Below are 14800 nucleotides of genomic sequence, written 5' to 3'. Positions count from 1 at the left end.
TTTCACCTCGGACCGGAGGTCAGCGCAGAAAACCAGAATAACATGCGCACAATCAAAAGTGCTATAATGTCCGAGTCTTAGAGGACGAGCGGCGGTGTAGAAGACGGACCGCATCAGAGGCCGGGCAATGACGACCGAGCTGCCCCTGAAGAAACCACTGCACCGCCACATCCAGTTCGCGGTGTCGGCCTGCATCGGCGTGGTGGCACTGGCGATCGCGCTGGCCTTGCGCACTCCGCTCGCCTTCTCCATCGGCGCCAATGCGTTTTTCGCCGCCTACACCGCCATTGTCGTCGCCCAGATGCCGCTGCTCACCGGCCGCTATCTGAGCAAGTATGCCCGCGCCACCGACCAGCCGGTGCTGGTCATCTTTGCCGTGACTCTGATTGTCGTCGCCGTCGCCTTGATCTCGTTGTTCCAAGTGATCAATCGCGAGGGCAGCGCGCATCGTGTCGAACTCACCTTTGCGCTGCTGTCGATCCCGCTCGGCTGGTTCACCATCCACGCCATGACCGCGCTGCACTACGCACATGTTTACTGGGTCAACGACGAAGAGACCGATCCCGGCAGCAAATCGAAGCAGAAAAAGCCCGTCGGCGGCCTTTCGTTTCCCGGCAAGGAGGAGCCGGACGGCTGGGATTTTCTCTACTTCTCGGCCACCGTCGGCATGACCTCACAGACCTCCGATACCGCGGTCTCGACCACGCAAATGCGTCGTATCGTGCTTTTGCATTCGATCGTGTCGTTCTTTTTCAATACAGTGATCGTCGCTGCCGCGGTCAACCTCGCCGTCAGTTTCGGGAGCCAGTAGTCTCGGGCAGGCTGTAATAATTCCGTGATCGGATGAAACATCGCTTTGGCCGGCGACGTATTGGGAGGAGAACGATCGGAAAGGCCGACTGAGCGGCCGGAAGGACGCGAAAAAATGCAATCGGTGGCCAGGAGCCAATCAACCGTCGGGCCAGATACTGCCGCGCCGAAGGATGCGACGCTGATCTACCGGCAGTCGCGCTGGACGCGGCTGACGCACTGGCTCTGGGCCATTTCGCTGTTCTTCATGCTGCTTTCCGGCCTGCAGATCTTCAACGCCCGCCCGCAGCTCTATATCGGCAAGGAATCGGGATTCGCCTATAACAACACCATCTTCGCCATCGGCGCCGAGAACACCGCAAACGGCCCGCGCGGCTACACCGAAATCTTCGGCAAGCGCTTCGACACAACCGGTGTGCTCGGCTGGTCGGGGCCGGCGGGTCGGGAGACGGCCCGCGCCTTCCCGTCCTGGGCGACGATCCCCTCCTACTACGACCTCGGCACGGCCCGAGTCGTCCATTTCTTCTTTGCCTGGGTACTGACCACGACCCTGGTCGTGTGGCTGGTCGCCAGCCTGATCAACGGTCATCTGCGCCGCGATCTTGTCCCGCGCATCGCCGATCTCAGGCGCTTGCCGCGAGACATCGTCGATCATGCCAAATTCAAGTTTCACCACACGCGCGAGTACAACACGCTGCAGAAGATGGCCTATGGCGGCGTGATGTTCGTGCTGCTGCCGCTGATGATCATCACCGGCCTTGCCATGTCGCCGAGCATGAACGCGGCGCTGCCGTTCCTCAACGATCTGCTTGGCGGCCGGCAGACGGCGCGGACCATTCATTTCATAGTAATGCTGCTGCTCGTCGCCTTCTTCATCATCCATATGCTGATGATCTTCGCCGCCGGCCCGATCAACGAGCTGCGTTCCATCATCACCGGTTGGTACCGAACCGATCCGCCGGAGCATGGCAGCAAGACGCCGCAGAGGAGTGCGTGAGATGGCAAAGTTTGTAATCAGCCGCAGAAAATTCCTGACCTCGGCAAGCCTCGGCGTCTCCGGCATCATGCTGTCGGGTTGCGATGCCTTCGACAGCCAGCTTCGTGTCGGCGACGGCCTGCGCAGTTTCCTCGAAGGCGCCAACGGCCTGACCTGGCGCGCGCAGCGCCTGCTTGCCGGCAATTCGCTGGCGCCGGAATTCACCGAAGCCGACATTCGCCAGCCGCAGCGGCCGAACGGCGTCACCGCGCCGGACGACGATGTCTACAAGGGCCTGCTCGCCAACAATTTCGCCGACTGGCGCCTCGAGGTTTCCGGCCTCGTCGAAAAGCCGCTGTCGCTGACCCGCGAGCAATTGATGAACATGCCAAGCCGCACCCAGATCACTCGCCACGACTGCGTCGAAGGCTGGAGTTGCATCGCCAAATGGACCGGCACGCCGCTGTCGCTGGTGCTTGATCAGGCGGTGGTCAAGCCGCAGGCGCGCTACGTCGTGTTCCATTGCCTCGACACGATCGACCGCAGCCTGTCCGGCGACATCAAATATTACGGCTCGATCGACCTGATCGATGCCCGTCACCCGCAGACGATCCTTGCCTATGGCCTGAACGGCAAGCCGCTGCCGGTCGAGAACGGTGCGCCGCTGCGCGTCCGCGTCGAGCGCCAGATCGGCTACAAGATGCCAAAGTATCTCCGCAAGATCGAACTGGTCGACAGTTTCGCCGCCATCGGCGGCGGCAGGGGCGGCTACTGGGAGGACAATGGCTACGACTGGTACGGCGGCATTTGATCGCAACGCTGTCGCTGGCAGGTGACAAGGTGTCGCCGACAGGCTATGAATGACGAGTCGAGGGCTCGAATTGAGTCCTACCTGTTTGCGGGAGAGAGCAGCGAGAGCTGCCGCCGAAGGGGAAATCGCCCGAAATCTCTCAGGCAAAAAGAACCGTAGACGGGAAAGACACTCTGGAAAGTCGGGGGATTTTTGCCCCGCGCCGAAGGTGTAAGCGCTGCCGACAGAGTTACGGGGCGCGAGTCTCTCAGGCTTCAGACAGAGGGGCACGGACTGGTCGCCATTCGCGGCCGATTGCGTGCGACTCTGGAGACGACATGACGGGCGACGACACCAAACACCTTCCCCTCGAAGACCTGCACGTGGCCGCCAGTGCGCGCTTTGGCGCGTTCGCCGGCTGGTCGATGCCGCTCACCTATCCGGCCGGCGTGATGAAGGAGCACCTTCATACCCGCGAACATGCCGGCCTGTTCGACATCTCACACATGAAGCTGTTCGAGATCAGTGGCTTGGGCGCTGAAGCACTGCTCAATCGTGCCTGCCCGTTCGACGCCGGCGCGCTTGAGATTTCCCAGTCCAAATACACGTTCTTTCTCAATGAAGCCGCCGGCATCATCGACGATCTGATCGTCACCAGGCTCGGCCGGCAACGCTTCATGGTCGTCGCCAATGCCGGCAATGCTGAAGCCGACGAAAAACACCTTCGTGAGCTTGCCGACTTTGATGCCAAGGCGGACTTTGACGTCAAGATTGAAGCACTCGACCGCGTCTTCCTGGCAATCCAGGGTCCCGAAGCCTGGGCCGCCCTGTCGCGCGCCGGCATCGAAACCGGATCGCTGCTGTTCATGCACGGCTTCGAGCCGCGCGAAAACTGGTTCATGAGCCGCTCGGGCTATACCGGCGAGGACGGCTTCGAGGTCGGCCTGCCGGAAGCGGATGCGCGAAATCTCGTCGCCAAACTGCTCGAGGACGAGCGAGTGATGTGGGTTGGGCTGGCCGCCCGCGACAGCCTGCGGCTCGAAGCAGGGCTGTGCCTGCACGGACTGGACATCACGCCTGAGATGGACCCGGCCGGCGCCGGGCTGATGTGGGCGATCCCGAAGGAGGTTCGCGCCTCTGGCGCTTTCATCGGCGCCGACGCCTTGCGTTCAATCCTGGAGCGCGGCCCGGCGCAAAAACGCGTCGGCCTGAAGCCGGAAGGCCGCCAGCCGGTGCGTCCCGGTGCTGCCCTTTTCGATGCCGACGGCAATCCCGCCGGGCACGTCACCTCCGGCGGCTTCGGCCCCTCGGCCGCCCATCCGGTCGCCATGGGCTACGTCCATGCGTCGCTGGCCAAACCCGGCGCAAAACTCTTCGCCGACGTTCGCGGGACCAAAATCCCGGTCGATATCAATCCCCTGCCCTTCACGCCGCATCGCTACCGCAAAGGATGAACTTCATGGCAAAGACCTATTTCACTGAAGATCACGAATGGCTCCGCGTCGAAGGCGGTATCGCCACCATCGGCATCACCGACTACGCGCAGGAACAGCTCGGCGATCTCGTCTTCGTCGAATTGCCGGAGCCTGGGAAAAAGCTGGCCAAGGGCGATACCGCCGTCGTGGTCGAATCGGTCAAGGCGGCATCGGACGTCTATGCGCCGGTCGACGGCGAGATCACGGAGTCCAACACCGCGCTTTCGTCTGATCCGTCCCTGGTCAATTCGGCGGCGGCCAGCGACGGCTGGCTGTGGAAGATGAAGCTGGCCGATGAAAGCCAACTCGAAGGTCTCCTGGATGAGGCCGCCTACAAAGCCCATATTGGTTGAGAGAGCAGGACCAGGAAAGATGACCGCAGCACCCTACTCCTTCTCGGCCCGCCATATCGGCCCCGGCCTCAATGATGTCAGAGCCATGCTGGCGACGATCGGCGTTCCGTCGGTCGAGACGCTGATCAGCCAGGCCGTGCCGAAATCGATCCGGCTCGACCGGCCGCTGGCCTTGCCGGCCCCGGCGAGCGAAGCCGAGGCGCTGGCCGAACTGTCAGCGACAATGGCGAAAAATACAGTTTTGAAGAGCTTCATCGGCGCCGGCTATCACGGCGTCCACGTGCCGCCGGTCATCCAGCGCAACCTGTTCGAGAACCCGGCCTGGTATACGGCTTACACGCCCTACCAGGCCGAGATCAGCCAGGGCCGGCTCGAAATGCTGTTCAATTTCCAGACCTTGGTCACCGAACTGACCGGGCTGCCGGTCGCGTCGGCCTCGTTGCTCGACGAGGCGACGGCGGTGGCCGAAGCAGTCGGCATCGCGTTACGCCACCACCGCGACAAGCGGACCAAGGTGGCGCTGGCCGGCACGCCGCATCCGCAGACGCTTGACGTCGTGCGCACCCGCGCCGAGCCGCTCGGCATCGAGGTCGACGGTGACACGATCGACGACAACACAGCCGCTCTGCTGGTCTCCTGGCCCGATACGTTTGGCGTCTATGGCGACCACAGGGCGGCAATCGAGAAAGCTCGCGCCACCGGCGCGCTGGTCGTCTTCATTGCCGATCCGCTCGCCCTGACGCTGACCGACGCGCCGGCTGCGCTTGGCGCCGACATCGCCGTCGGCCCGATGCAGCGCTTCGGCGTGCCGATGGGCTTTGGCGGGCCGCATGCCGCTTATTGCGCCGTTTCCGACAGGCTGACGCGGCTGATGCCCGGCCGCCTGGTCGGCCAGTCCACCGACAGCAAGGGCCGGCCCGGCTATCGCCTCGCCTTGCAGACGCGTGAACAGCATATCCGCCGCGACAAGGCGACCTCCAACATCTGCACCGCGCAGGCGCTGCTCGCCAACATGGCGACCGCCTATGCGATCTGGCACGGCCCTGCCGGGCTGCAGGCGATTGCCGGCCGAATCCATGCATTGGCCAACCGGCTGGCTGCCGGTCTCGAGGCAGCAGGAATTTCGGTGCTTGGCGCAAGCCGCTTCGATACCGTGGCGGTGGAAGTGAAAGGCAGAGCCGGGGCGATTGGCGCCGCAGCCGAAAAGACCGGCCGATTGCTGCGCGTCATCGACGCCGACCGCATCGGCATCAGCTTCGACGAAACCTCGACCGAGGCCGATCTGGAGGCGATCGCGGCGCTGTTCGGCGCCAAGCCGGGCGCAGCCGTCGGCAGCACCATGCCCGGAAAACCGCGCGGCAAGGCGTTTCTCACGCAGCCTGTCTTCCGCGAAAACCACTCGGAAACCGACATGATGCGCTTCCTGCGCCGGCTGGCCGACAAGGACCTGGCGCTCGACCGCGCCATGATCCCGCTCGGCTCCTGCACGATGAAACTCAATGCCGCCGCCGAGATGATGCCGGTAAGCTGGCCTGATATCGCCAATTTGCATCCCTTCGCCCCGGCAAGCCATTCGGCCGGTTACCGCGCCATGATCGACGAACTGGAAGCCTGGCTGGCGGAGATCACCGGGTTCGACGCGGTGACCCTGCAGCCCAACGCCGGCAGCCAGGGCGAGTATGCCGGGCTGCTCGCCATTCGCGGCTATCACCGCTCACGCGGCGAAGCTCACCGCACGGTCTGCCTGATCCCGTCATCGGCGCATGGCACCAATCCGGCGAGTGCGGCGATGGCCGGCATGAACGTCGTCGTCGTGCGCTGCACCGAAGACGGCAACATCGACGTCGACGACCTGAAAGCCAAGGCGGACGAGCATGCGCAAGACCTTGCGGCGCTGATGTTCACCTATCCCTCGACGCACGGCGTTTTCGAGGAAGGCGCGCGCGACCTCTGCGCCCTTGTCCATGAGCATGGCGGCCAGGTCTATTTCGACGGCGCCAACCTCAACGCGCTGGTCGGTCTCGCCCGCCCCGGCGACATCGGCGCCGACGTCTGCCACATGAACCTGCACAAGACGTTCTGCATCCCGCATGGCGGCGGCGGTCCCGGCGTCGGCCCGATCGGCGTCAAGGCGCATCTGCAACCCTATCTGCCCGGCCACGTCGTCGAAGGCTCGGGCCATGCCGTGTCGGCTGCACCGTTCGGCAGCGCTTCGATCCTGCCGATCACCTGGATGTATATCCGGATGATGGGCGCTTCGGGCCTGAAGCAGGCGACCGAGACGGCGATCATTTCCGCCAATTATGTGGCGACGCGGCTCGGAGCGCATTTCCCGGTGCTCTACAAGGGCAGGCACGAGCGCGTCGCGCATGAATGCATCCTCGATACCCGCGTGCTCAAGGACAGTGCCGGCATCAGCGTCGACGACGTCGCCAAGCGGCTGATCGACTATGGTTTCCATGCGCCGACCATGTCGTTTCCGGTCGCCGGCACGCTGATGGTCGAGCCGACCGAGTCCGAGCCCAAGCGCGAGCTCGATCGCTTCTGCGAGGCGATGATCGCGATATCAGGCGAGGCAGCCAAGGTGGCGAAAGGCGAATGGCCCCTAGCCGACAATCCGCTGGTCAATGCGCCGCATACCGCCGCCGAGGCGCTGGCCGGCCAGTGGACCCATCCCTATTCGCGCCTGGAGGCGGCCTACCCCGCCGTCGATGCCGACACGTCAGCCAAATACTGGCCGCCGGTGTCGCGCATCGACAATGTCGCCGGCGACCGCAACCTCGTCTGCTCCTGCCCGCCGCTGTCGGAATATCTGGGGGCGGCGGAGTAGACCATGATCCCGAAAAGTGGAATCCGGTTTTCGGACAAACAAGAAGATAGAAGCCTCAATCAGGCAGAACGCAAGGCCGGCGCGTCGGCCTTGCTCGCCCTGTTCTGGGCGACGACGCGATTTCGCCCGGCGCGCTTTGCCGCATAGAGTGCGGCGTCGGCTTCGGCCAGCACATTGTCGAGACTGGTGCCATCTGTCCCGCCAAAGCCGATGCCGCCACTGACTGTGCTGCGCAACGGACCAAGCTGGGTGGCGACGACTTCCGCGCCGAAGGCGACGCTGATCTTGCTCGCAATGTCGTAAGCCTTCTCTTCAGTCATCCGCGACATGACGAGGACGAATTCCTCGCCGCCCAGCCGGAAGGCGTCGACGCCGGTCCTGGAGTATTTTCTGACGACAGCGGCGAAGCGGCGCAGAACCTGATCGCCGACCGGATGACCGAATACATCGTTCGTCTTCTTGAAATGGTCGAGGTCGAACATGGCGACGGACATGAACGGGCCGAAAATCCGCTCGCCGTAGAATGCCGTCAACGCCCGCCGGTTCATCAGCCCGGTCAATGGGTCGGTCATGGTCTCGGCCTTCAGTTCGATCTGCGCCTGCAAATGGTGCAGGGAGAGCGTCAATGCGCCGAGCCCCGTCATGCAGGCGACCGCCACGGCGGAATTCAACCGTTCGGCCCAGTTGTCGGGCGCAACGCCGAGCACCCATTGGCCTTTGACCAGCAGGACCGCGCCGCAAAGTCCGAAGGACAGCGCACAGACGCCGCTCAGGAACGAAACGACCAGCAATATCCGGCGATCATGACCACCTTTGATCCAGAACATCACCCCGATAAGCGAGAGCAGCGCCGTTACCGTCGCGTAGGTGACGATGAAGCCGACGCCGTCAAAGCCCAGCGACGTCGCGCCTGCGCAAACCGCCATCGCAGCCAGGGTCGGCAAGATGGCGCGCCTGTAGTCGTGGACGCCGAGATACTGCATGGCCGACAGGCAGAGGGTCAGAAGGCCCAGGCTGAGAAGCGCAAGTACAATCTGGCAAAGCCAGGGGCTAGGATGCTTGGCATAGTGCCAGAACAAGACCACATGTGCGACGAGCACGAGAATGCCGCACGCCACCGTCAGCACAAAGCGTGCCTGTGGCGCGGTGCACCAGATCGCAAACAGGGTGATGCTGAGGCACGTGCCCGACAGCGCTGCCGCAAGCAGGAGCGAACTGTAATCCAACATGCGTAAGCGACAGCCTCTTCTCGGGTTCTGCCGCATTCTAGGTCAGCAGCAATCCGCGAATACCCTTTTTCGGCCAACCTTCCGGCGTAACCTCCGGACAAGGTTTACAAAGCGTCGATGCCCTCGGCCCATTTCCGCCGCTTGGTTGTCGAATGGTTTTGCAGTAAGAGGCTCTATCCTCGAACGTAACGGGAACCTCCGTCGCCTGCCCGCAAAAAGCGTGGCAGTATCGGGTGGTGATTCGCAGCATCGCAATCCAGGACCAGCATGAACGACAGCAACGATCTTTTCGGCAATTTGGACAAGCAGCCGCAACCGGTTCGCGCCACCGCGCGCCCGGCCGACCCGCTGGTGCAGGCGGCGAAGCGCCCGGCATCCCGCGACGGCAGCGAGAGCTACAGTGCCGCCGACATCGAGGTTCTGGAAGGGCTGGAGCCGGTGCGGCGGCGGCCCGGCATGTATATCGGCGGCACCGACGACAAGGCGATGCACCATTTGTTCGCCGAGGTCATCGACAATTCGATGGACGAGGCGGTCGCCGGCCACGCGACTTTCATCGATGTCGAGCTTTCGGCCGACGGATACCTGGCGGTGACCGACAATGGCCGCGGCATTCCGGTCGATCCGCATCCGAAATTCAAGAAGCCTGCGCTCGAAGTCATCATGACGACGCTGCATTCCGGCGGCAAGTTCGACAGCAAGGTCTACGAAACCTCGGGCGGCCTGCACGGCGTCGGCGTCTCCGTCGTCAACGCGCTGTCGGACCATCTCGAGGTCGAGGTCGCTCGCGGCCGCCAGCTCTATCGCCAGCGCTTTTCGCGCGGCGTTCCGGTGACCGGTCTGGAGCAGCTCGGCGAGGTGCATAACCGCCGCGGCACCAGAATACGCTTCCATCCCGACGAGCAGATCTTCGGCAAGGGTGCGGCGTTCGAGCCGGCGCGGCTCTACCGGATGACGCGCTCGAAAGCCTATCTGTTCGGTGGCGTCGAGATCCGCTGGACCTGCGACCCCTCGCTGATCAATGAGAAGGACACGACGCCGGCCAAGGCCGAGTTCCATTTTCCCGGTGGCCTCAAGGATTATCTGAAAGCCTCGCTCGGCGACGAATTCCAGGTCACCCGCGAAATCTTTGCCGGCAAAAGCGACAGGCAAGGCGGCCACGGCTCGCTCGAATGGGCGGTGACCTGGTTCGGCGGCGACGGGTTCCTCAACTCCTACTGCAACACCATCCCTACCGGCGAAGGCGGCACCCATGAGGCTGGCTTCCGCAACGTCTTGACGCGCGGCCTGCGCGCCTATGCCGAGCTGGTCGGCAACAAGCGCGCTTCGATCGTCACCTCGGAAGACGTCATGATCTCGGCGGCGGGCATGCTGTCTGTGTTCATCCGCGAGCCGGAATTCGTCGGCCAGACCAAGGACCGGCTGGCGACGATCGAGGCGATCAGGATCGTCGAGGCCGCGATCCGCGACCCCTTCGACCACTGGCTGGCCGACAACCCGCAGGAAGCTTCGAAGCTGCTCGAATGGGTGATCGCGCGTGCTGACGAGCGGGTGCGCCGCCGCCAGGAAAAGGAAGTCTCGCGCAAGAGCGCGGTGCGCAAGCTGCGCCTGCCCGGCAAGCTCGCCGACTGCACGCAGAATGCCGCGGCCGGCGCCGAGCTCTTCATCGTCGAGGGCGATTCGGCCGGCGGTTCGGCGAAACAGGCGCGCGACCGCGCCAGCCAGGCAGTGCTGCCGCTACGCGGCAAGATTCTCAACGTCGCCAGCGCCGGCGACGACAAGCTGGCTGGCAACCAGCAGATTTCCGACCTGATCCAGGCGCTTGGCTGTGGCACGCGGTCAAAATACCGCGATCAGGATCTGCGCTACGACCGGGTCATCATCATGACCGACGCCGACGTCGACGGCGCCCACATCGCTTCGCTGCTGATCACCTTCTTCTATCAGGAGATGCCGAGCCTGGTCCGCGACGGCCATCTCTACCTGGCGGTGCCGCCGCTCTACTCGATCCGCCAAGGCGGCAAGGTCGCCTATGCCCGCGACGATGCGCATAAGGAAGAACTTCTGCGCACCGAGTTCACCGGGCGCGGCAAGGTCGAAATCGGCCGCTTCAAGGGGTTGGGCGAAATGATGGCCGCCCAGCTCAAGGAAACCACCATGGACCCGAGAAAGCGCACGCTTCTCAGGGTCGATGTGATCGACGCCGAGGCGGCGACCAAGGATGCGGTCGACGCGCTGATGGGCACCAAGCCGGAAGCCCGCTTCCGCTTCATCCAGGAACGCGCGGAATTCGCCGAGACGGAAGTGCTGGACATCTGAGCTAACCCGCTCGCGTCGAATGCGGAGTTCCCGGAGTTCTTCGTGAAGGATAAGGCCTAAGCCGCAGCGATCGCCAGCGCGTGACCGCGCGCGTTTTCGCGCAGCGCATCGAGGTGGATCGATTTGACCAATCCGGCGAGATCGCCTTCGGCGGACTGCCCGCCCAATTCCTTCAGCATCAGCCAGGTGACTTCCTGGACGCCGGCGAGGCGCTTGCCATTGGCGACCTCGCGCCAGACCTTCAGCGCGCGCAGGATGATGGCGTGCGTGGCCGCGGCCAGGCCAGCGCTGCGGAGCAGCGCCTGCAGCGCCACGTCGTGCCCGCCGGCCAGCAGCGCCCTCACCCGTGGTTCGGATTGCTGGCTGAGCGCGACCAGCGCCGAGCCGAAGAAATCGACCTTGCCGTGCGCGATGGTGCGAATGAGGAAGCTTGCGGTCAGGTCGCCGCGCAGGCGCAGATGCTCGATGAGCGCCGCATGTTCGTCCTGGCGGGTGCCTTCGATCAGCGTCATGGAAGCCTTGACGCAGGCGTCGCGCATGACGCGCTCGGTTCTGGCACGGCCCATCAGCGCCAGCACCAGCGGCGAACCTTTTAGCGTTTCACCAAGTTTTATCAGCAGCATATGCCGGCAGTCGGCGGGCAGGCGCGCATCCGATATCAGCGCTTCGCGCACCGAAGGCAGATGGCCATGGCGTTCGGCGATACGGCGGAAGCTGAGCGAAGCGATATCGGCGCCGCTGTTGGCGAGAAGCGTGGCGCAGGCTTCCGGCTCGCCGATCTCGGCGATCGCGGCGGCGACCGCCATGGAGACGCGCGGACGATCGGCGATCAGTTTCTGGATCGCCTTCTGGCCACCGGCAACCCGGTCGATCAGATCGGCATCGGTAAGCAGCGGCGAACGTGCCAGCACCAGGCTGGCGACTTCCGGCTGATCAGACGCCAGCGCGCTGATGATCTGCAGCGGCGCGTGATGGCTCATCGACAGCGCCTCTGCAATCGCCAGCCGCACTTTCGACGAGGCATCGTCGAGCAGCAGCGTCAGCGCCGCCTCCGCCGCGCAGCGATCCTCGAAAGGCAGCTCGGCATTGATGTAGGCGTGAGCCAATGCGCTTGCTGCCGCGGCGCGCTCAGAGACCCTTGCCGTATGAATCCATTTCAGGAAATGCGAAACAACCATGCCGTCCGCTATGCCCCTAGCCCGAGTCCGTTCCCGCCCCAGTGAAGACCGTAGGCAGAAATGGTTTACGAACGGTTCACCATGTTTGTTAACTGGCCCATCTTTGTTAACTGGCCCCTGTTTGTTAACTTTGCTTCCCAGCGCGGTATGCAGCGCCTGGCGACGTGCGCGGTTTCGGAAAGTACGCTAACACTTTGAATCTTCGCATCGTGCTTTCCAAAACTCGATTCCGATTTTTCGGGGCGATGCGGCAGCGGAGGAGATCGACCATGACCGGGCTTTATCTGGAAGAGTTCGTCGTCGGCCATGTCTTCCGGCACACGCTGCGGAAAACCGTCACTGAAAGCGACAACATGCTGTTTTCGGTAATGACGCTGAACCCGCAGCCGCTGCACATCGATTTCGACTTCGCCGCCAAGAGCGAATGGGGCAAGCCGCTGGTCAATTCGCTGTTCACGCTGGGCCTGATGATCGGTATTTCGGTGAACGACATCACCGTCGGCACCACCGTCGCCAATCTCGGCATGAAGGAGACGGTGTTTCCGCATCCGGTCTTCCACGGCGACACCATCCGCGTCGAGACGACGGTGGTGTCGGTGCGCGACTCCAGGTCGAAGCCGGACCGCGGCATCGTCGAATTCGAGCACCGCGCCTACAACCAGGACGACGTGCTCGTCGCCAAATGCACGAGGCAGGCGATGATGATGAAGAAGGCCTGACCGATGCGCTCGCTGCTGTTCATTCCCGGCGATTCGGAAAAGAAGCTGGAAAAGGCGATTGGCGCCGACGCCGACGTGGTCATCGTCGATCTCGAGGATTCGGTCGCGCCACAAAACAAAACCTTGGCCCGCGATATCGCCGCACGCTTCATCACCGAACACGGGCATCAAACCAGTTCCGCAATCTATGTCCGCATCAACGATCTCTCGACCGGCCTGGCGGATGACGATCTGGCGGCACTCGTGCCAGTGAAACCCGACGGCATCATGCTGCCAAAGTCGAACAGCGGACAGGATGTCCAGCAGCTCTCGGCCAAGCTCAGGGTGCACGAGGCCGAAAGCGGGGTGCCGGACGGTGCGATAAAAATCCTGCCGATCATCACCGAAACAGCTGCCGGCGTGCTGGCGGCCGCGAGCTACGCCAAGGCAAGTGCGCGGCTTGTCGGCGTGACCTGGGGTGCGGAAGATCTCTCGGCAGCAATCGGCGCGCGCACGACCCGCGACGAGAATGGCCGCTACACCGATGTGTTCCGCTTCGCCCGCACCATGACCATCCTCGCCGCCGGTGCCGCGGAAGTCGCGGCGATCGACACGGTTTTCCCAGATTTTCGCGACATGACCGGCTTCGCGGCGGAATGCGCCGAGGCCGAGCGCGACGGCTTCACCGGCAAGATGGCGATCCATCCGGCGCAGGTGCCGGTCATCAACGCTGCCTTCACGCCGTCGACCGAGGCGGTGAAACACTCCCTGGCAATCGTCCAGGCATTCGAGGCGGCTGGAAATCCCGGCGTCGTCGGCATTGGCGGCAAGATGTACGACCGGCCGCATCTCAAGCTGGCCGAGCGGCTTCTGGCACGCGCCAGGGCGGCGGGGATTTCGGCCTAATATTTTCCCAGCCTAGTCTTTTCCCAATGAGGCCGGCGCAGCGAGAAGATCTCGCTGACGCTGGCATAATCCATATAGCCGAGACGGCCGACATTGCCCGCCCTGACGATATCGAAGATGCCGTCTTTCAGGAATGCATCGTCGATATGCACACCGACGACTTCGCCGGAGACGACGATGGCGCCGGTCGGTGTCCCGTCCAGCGCCTTTGGACGCATGATCTCCGTCACCCGGCATTCAAGCGCCGCGGGCGCCGACGCCACGCGGGGTGGCGCAACCAGCCGCGACGGCGCCATGGCGAGATCGGCATAGTCGAATTCGGTGACGCCGCGCGGCGCATCGACCGCGGTGCGGACCATTTTTTCAGCGAGATCGCGGCTGACGAGATTGGCGACGAACTCGCCGGTTTCTTCGGCGAAGGTGGCGCTGTCCTTCTCGCCTTCGGATGAAAACCAGACGATGAAGGGCCGCGTCGAAAACGCATTGAAGAAGGAATAGGGGGCGAGGTTGACCTCGCCGGCCCTGTTCACCGTCGAGATCCAGCCGATCGGCCGTGGCGCCACGATCGCCTTGGACGGGTCATGCGGCAGCCCATGTCCCTTTGCCGGCTCGTAGAACATTCAGCCCACCCATGGCCCTGCATAATCGCCATAGAGCTTTGCCGGGTCCGGCCGCGGCCGCTCCGGCGCCGGCCCTTGATAGGTGCCGATATGGATGAAGCCGACCACCCGCTCATGCGGCGCGAGCCCCAGGATCGCCCTGCCCTCCGGCACGTCGGAATACCAGTTGCTGATCATGTTGGTGCCATAGCCCAGCGCATTGGCCGATAGCATCAGGTTCATCGCCGCCATGCCGCCGGATAGGAACATCTCCCATTGCGGGATTTTTGGGTTTTCCTTCGGGCTCGACACCACGCCGATCACCAGCGGCGCGCGCGAAAACCGCGCCAGTTCCTGGTTGTAGCGGCCTTCCGGCAACGGCCCTTCGCGCTGCGCCGCAAGTGCCGCCAGCTTCTTGCCGATCTCGACGCGCGCCTCGCCCCGGTAGAGGATGAAGCGCCACGGCTCGAGCCGGCCGTGGTCCGGCACCCGCGAGGCGGCGGCAATCATCGTCGCGATGTCAGCGTCGCAGGGCGCCGGTTCCTTCAACTCCGGGATCGGCGCCGAATTTCGGGTCAGCAGAAAGTCGATGATCGGCGACGCCATGGGCGCAAGTCTCCTTGGAATTTGAGCTGAA

At 63.6% G+C, this 14800-nt stretch carries 13 protein-coding genes and 1 riboswitch; of the genes, 9 read left to right on the top strand and 4 right to left on the bottom strand.

Annotated features, from left to right (window positions below; translation table 11 throughout):
* Positions 1-127: 127 nt before the first annotated feature.
* The 6 genes from AC0L2C_RS07795 to gcvP all read left to right on the top strand — a co-directional run bounded on the left by AC0L2C_RS07795 (position 128) and on the right by gcvP (position 7234).
* The gene (locus AC0L2C_RS07795; RefSeq protein WP_473523112.1) at positions 128-811 is read left to right on the top strand and encodes a DUF1345 domain-containing protein; all 684 of its coding nucleotides are present in this window, start codon (positions 128-130) and stop codon (positions 809-811) included.
* Between the two features lie 114 nt (positions 812-925).
* Positions 926-1807: a cytochrome b/b6 domain-containing protein gene (locus tag AC0L2C_RS07790; RefSeq protein ID WP_473523111.1), complete on the top strand. Its 882-nt coding sequence runs from the start codon at positions 926-928 to the stop codon at positions 1805-1807.
* A 1-nt stretch (position 1808) separates the two neighbouring features.
* Entirely contained in the window at positions 1809-2597 is a 789-nt protein-coding gene (locus AC0L2C_RS07785) for a molybdopterin-binding protein (RefSeq protein ID WP_473523110.1), read from the top strand.
* Positions 2598-2675: 78 nt separating this feature from the next.
* Positions 2676-2763, top strand: a riboswitch (glycine riboswitch).
* Positions 2764-2914: 151 nt separating this feature from the next.
* Positions 2915-4030, top strand: a complete 1116-nt coding sequence (gcvT, locus tag AC0L2C_RS07780) for a glycine cleavage system aminomethyltransferase GcvT (RefSeq protein ID WP_473523109.1) — start codon at positions 2915-2917, stop codon at positions 4028-4030.
* Positions 4031-4035: 5 nt separating this feature from the next.
* Complete coding sequence (gcvH, locus tag AC0L2C_RS07775; protein WP_473523108.1) at positions 4036-4404, top strand: glycine cleavage system protein GcvH; 369 nt, start codon at positions 4036-4038, stop codon at positions 4402-4404.
* Positions 4405-4423: 19 nt separating this feature from the next.
* Positions 4424-7234 (top strand): aminomethyl-transferring glycine dehydrogenase, encoded by a 2811-nt coding sequence (gene gcvP / locus AC0L2C_RS07770; protein WP_473523107.1) that lies wholly within the window; start codon positions 4424-4426, stop codon positions 7232-7234.
* Between the two features lie 59 nt (positions 7235-7293).
* On the opposite strand, the gene AC0L2C_RS07765 is transcribed toward gcvP, so the two are convergent.
* Positions 7294-8463 (bottom strand): GGDEF domain-containing protein, encoded by a 1170-nt coding sequence (locus AC0L2C_RS07765; RefSeq protein ID WP_473523106.1) that lies wholly within the window; start codon positions 8461-8463, stop codon positions 7294-7296.
* Between the two features lie 267 nt (positions 8464-8730).
* Here AC0L2C_RS07765 and parE point away from each other — a divergent pair, with 267 nt between their 5' ends.
* The gene (parE, locus tag AC0L2C_RS07760) at positions 8731-10782 is read left to right on the top strand and encodes a DNA topoisomerase IV subunit B (RefSeq protein WP_473523105.1); all 2052 of its coding nucleotides are present in this window, start codon (positions 8731-8733) and stop codon (positions 10780-10782) included.
* 56 nt (positions 10783-10838) lie between these two features.
* On the opposite strand, the gene AC0L2C_RS07755 is transcribed toward parE, so the two are convergent.
* Positions 10839-11960 carry a DUF2336 domain-containing protein gene (locus tag AC0L2C_RS07755; RefSeq protein WP_473523104.1) on the bottom strand — a complete coding sequence of 374 codons (1122 nt, stop codon included), beginning with the start codon at positions 11958-11960 and terminating at the stop codon, positions 10839-10841.
* 245 nt (positions 11961-12205) lie between these two features.
* Between AC0L2C_RS07755 and AC0L2C_RS07750 the strand changes: the two genes are divergently transcribed.
* Together AC0L2C_RS07750 and AC0L2C_RS07745 are read left to right on the top strand one after the other, a co-directional pair.
* Positions 12206-12679, top strand: a complete 474-nt coding sequence (locus AC0L2C_RS07750; protein ID WP_473523103.1) for a MaoC family dehydratase — start codon at positions 12206-12208, stop codon at positions 12677-12679.
* Positions 12680-12682: 3 nt separating this feature from the next.
* Positions 12683-13564 carry an HpcH/HpaI aldolase/citrate lyase family protein gene (locus AC0L2C_RS07745; RefSeq protein WP_473523102.1) on the top strand — a complete coding sequence of 294 codons (882 nt, stop codon included), beginning with the start codon at positions 12683-12685 and terminating at the stop codon, positions 13562-13564.
* Here the strand turns inward: AC0L2C_RS07745 and AC0L2C_RS07740 are convergent.
* On the bottom strand, positions 13561-14184 hold the full coding sequence (locus tag AC0L2C_RS07740; RefSeq protein ID WP_473523101.1) for a flavin reductase family protein: 624 nt from the start codon (positions 14182-14184) through the stop codon (positions 13561-13563). The two genes, AC0L2C_RS07745 and AC0L2C_RS07740, sit on opposite strands and share 4 nt — an antisense overlap.
* Complete coding sequence (locus AC0L2C_RS07735) at positions 14185-14769, bottom strand: nitroreductase family protein (protein ID WP_473523100.1); 585 nt, start codon at positions 14767-14769, stop codon at positions 14185-14187.
* Positions 14770-14800: the final 31 nt, after the last annotated feature.

It is taken from the genome of Mesorhizobium sp. WSM4845, from assembly GCF_055811455.1.
The sequence above is the reverse complement of the archived record's forward strand: the minus strand, read 5'-3'. Positions and strand labels throughout refer to the sequence as shown.

Coding starts and splice junctions, on each gene's coding strand:
- AC0L2C_RS07795 (WP_473523112.1), top strand. CDS start 128: ATGACGACCGAGCTGCCCCTGAAGAAACCACTGCACCGCCACATCCAG.
- AC0L2C_RS07790 (WP_473523111.1), top strand. CDS start 926: ATGCAATCGGTGGCCAGGAGCCAATCAACCGTCGGGCCAGATACTGCC.
- AC0L2C_RS07785 (WP_473523110.1), top strand. CDS start 1,809: ATGGCAAAGTTTGTAATCAGCCGCAGAAAATTCCTGACCTCGGCAAGC.
- gcvT (WP_473523109.1), top strand. CDS start 2,915: ATGACGGGCGACGACACCAAACACCTTCCCCTCGAAGACCTGCACGTG.
- gcvH (WP_473523108.1), top strand. CDS start 4,036: ATGGCAAAGACCTATTTCACTGAAGATCACGAATGGCTCCGCGTCGAA.
- gcvP (WP_473523107.1), top strand. CDS start 4,424: ATGACCGCAGCACCCTACTCCTTCTCGGCCCGCCATATCGGCCCCGGC.
- AC0L2C_RS07765 (WP_473523106.1), bottom strand. CDS start 8,463: ATGTTGGATTACAGTTCGCTCCTGCTTGCGGCAGCGCTGTCGGGCACG.
- parE (WP_473523105.1), top strand. CDS start 8,731: ATGAACGACAGCAACGATCTTTTCGGCAATTTGGACAAGCAGCCGCAA.
- AC0L2C_RS07755 (WP_473523104.1), bottom strand. CDS start 11,960: ATGGTTGTTTCGCATTTCCTGAAATGGATTCATACGGCAAGGGTCTCT.
- AC0L2C_RS07750 (WP_473523103.1), top strand. CDS start 12,206: ATGCGGCAGCGGAGGAGATCGACCATGACCGGGCTTTATCTGGAAGAG.
- AC0L2C_RS07745 (WP_473523102.1), top strand. CDS start 12,683: ATGCGCTCGCTGCTGTTCATTCCCGGCGATTCGGAAAAGAAGCTGGAA.
- AC0L2C_RS07740 (WP_473523101.1), bottom strand. CDS start 14,184: ATGTTCTACGAGCCGGCAAAGGGACATGGGCTGCCGCATGACCCGTCC.
- AC0L2C_RS07735 (WP_473523100.1), bottom strand. CDS start 14,769: ATGGCGTCGCCGATCATCGACTTTCTGCTGACCCGAAATTCGGCGCCG.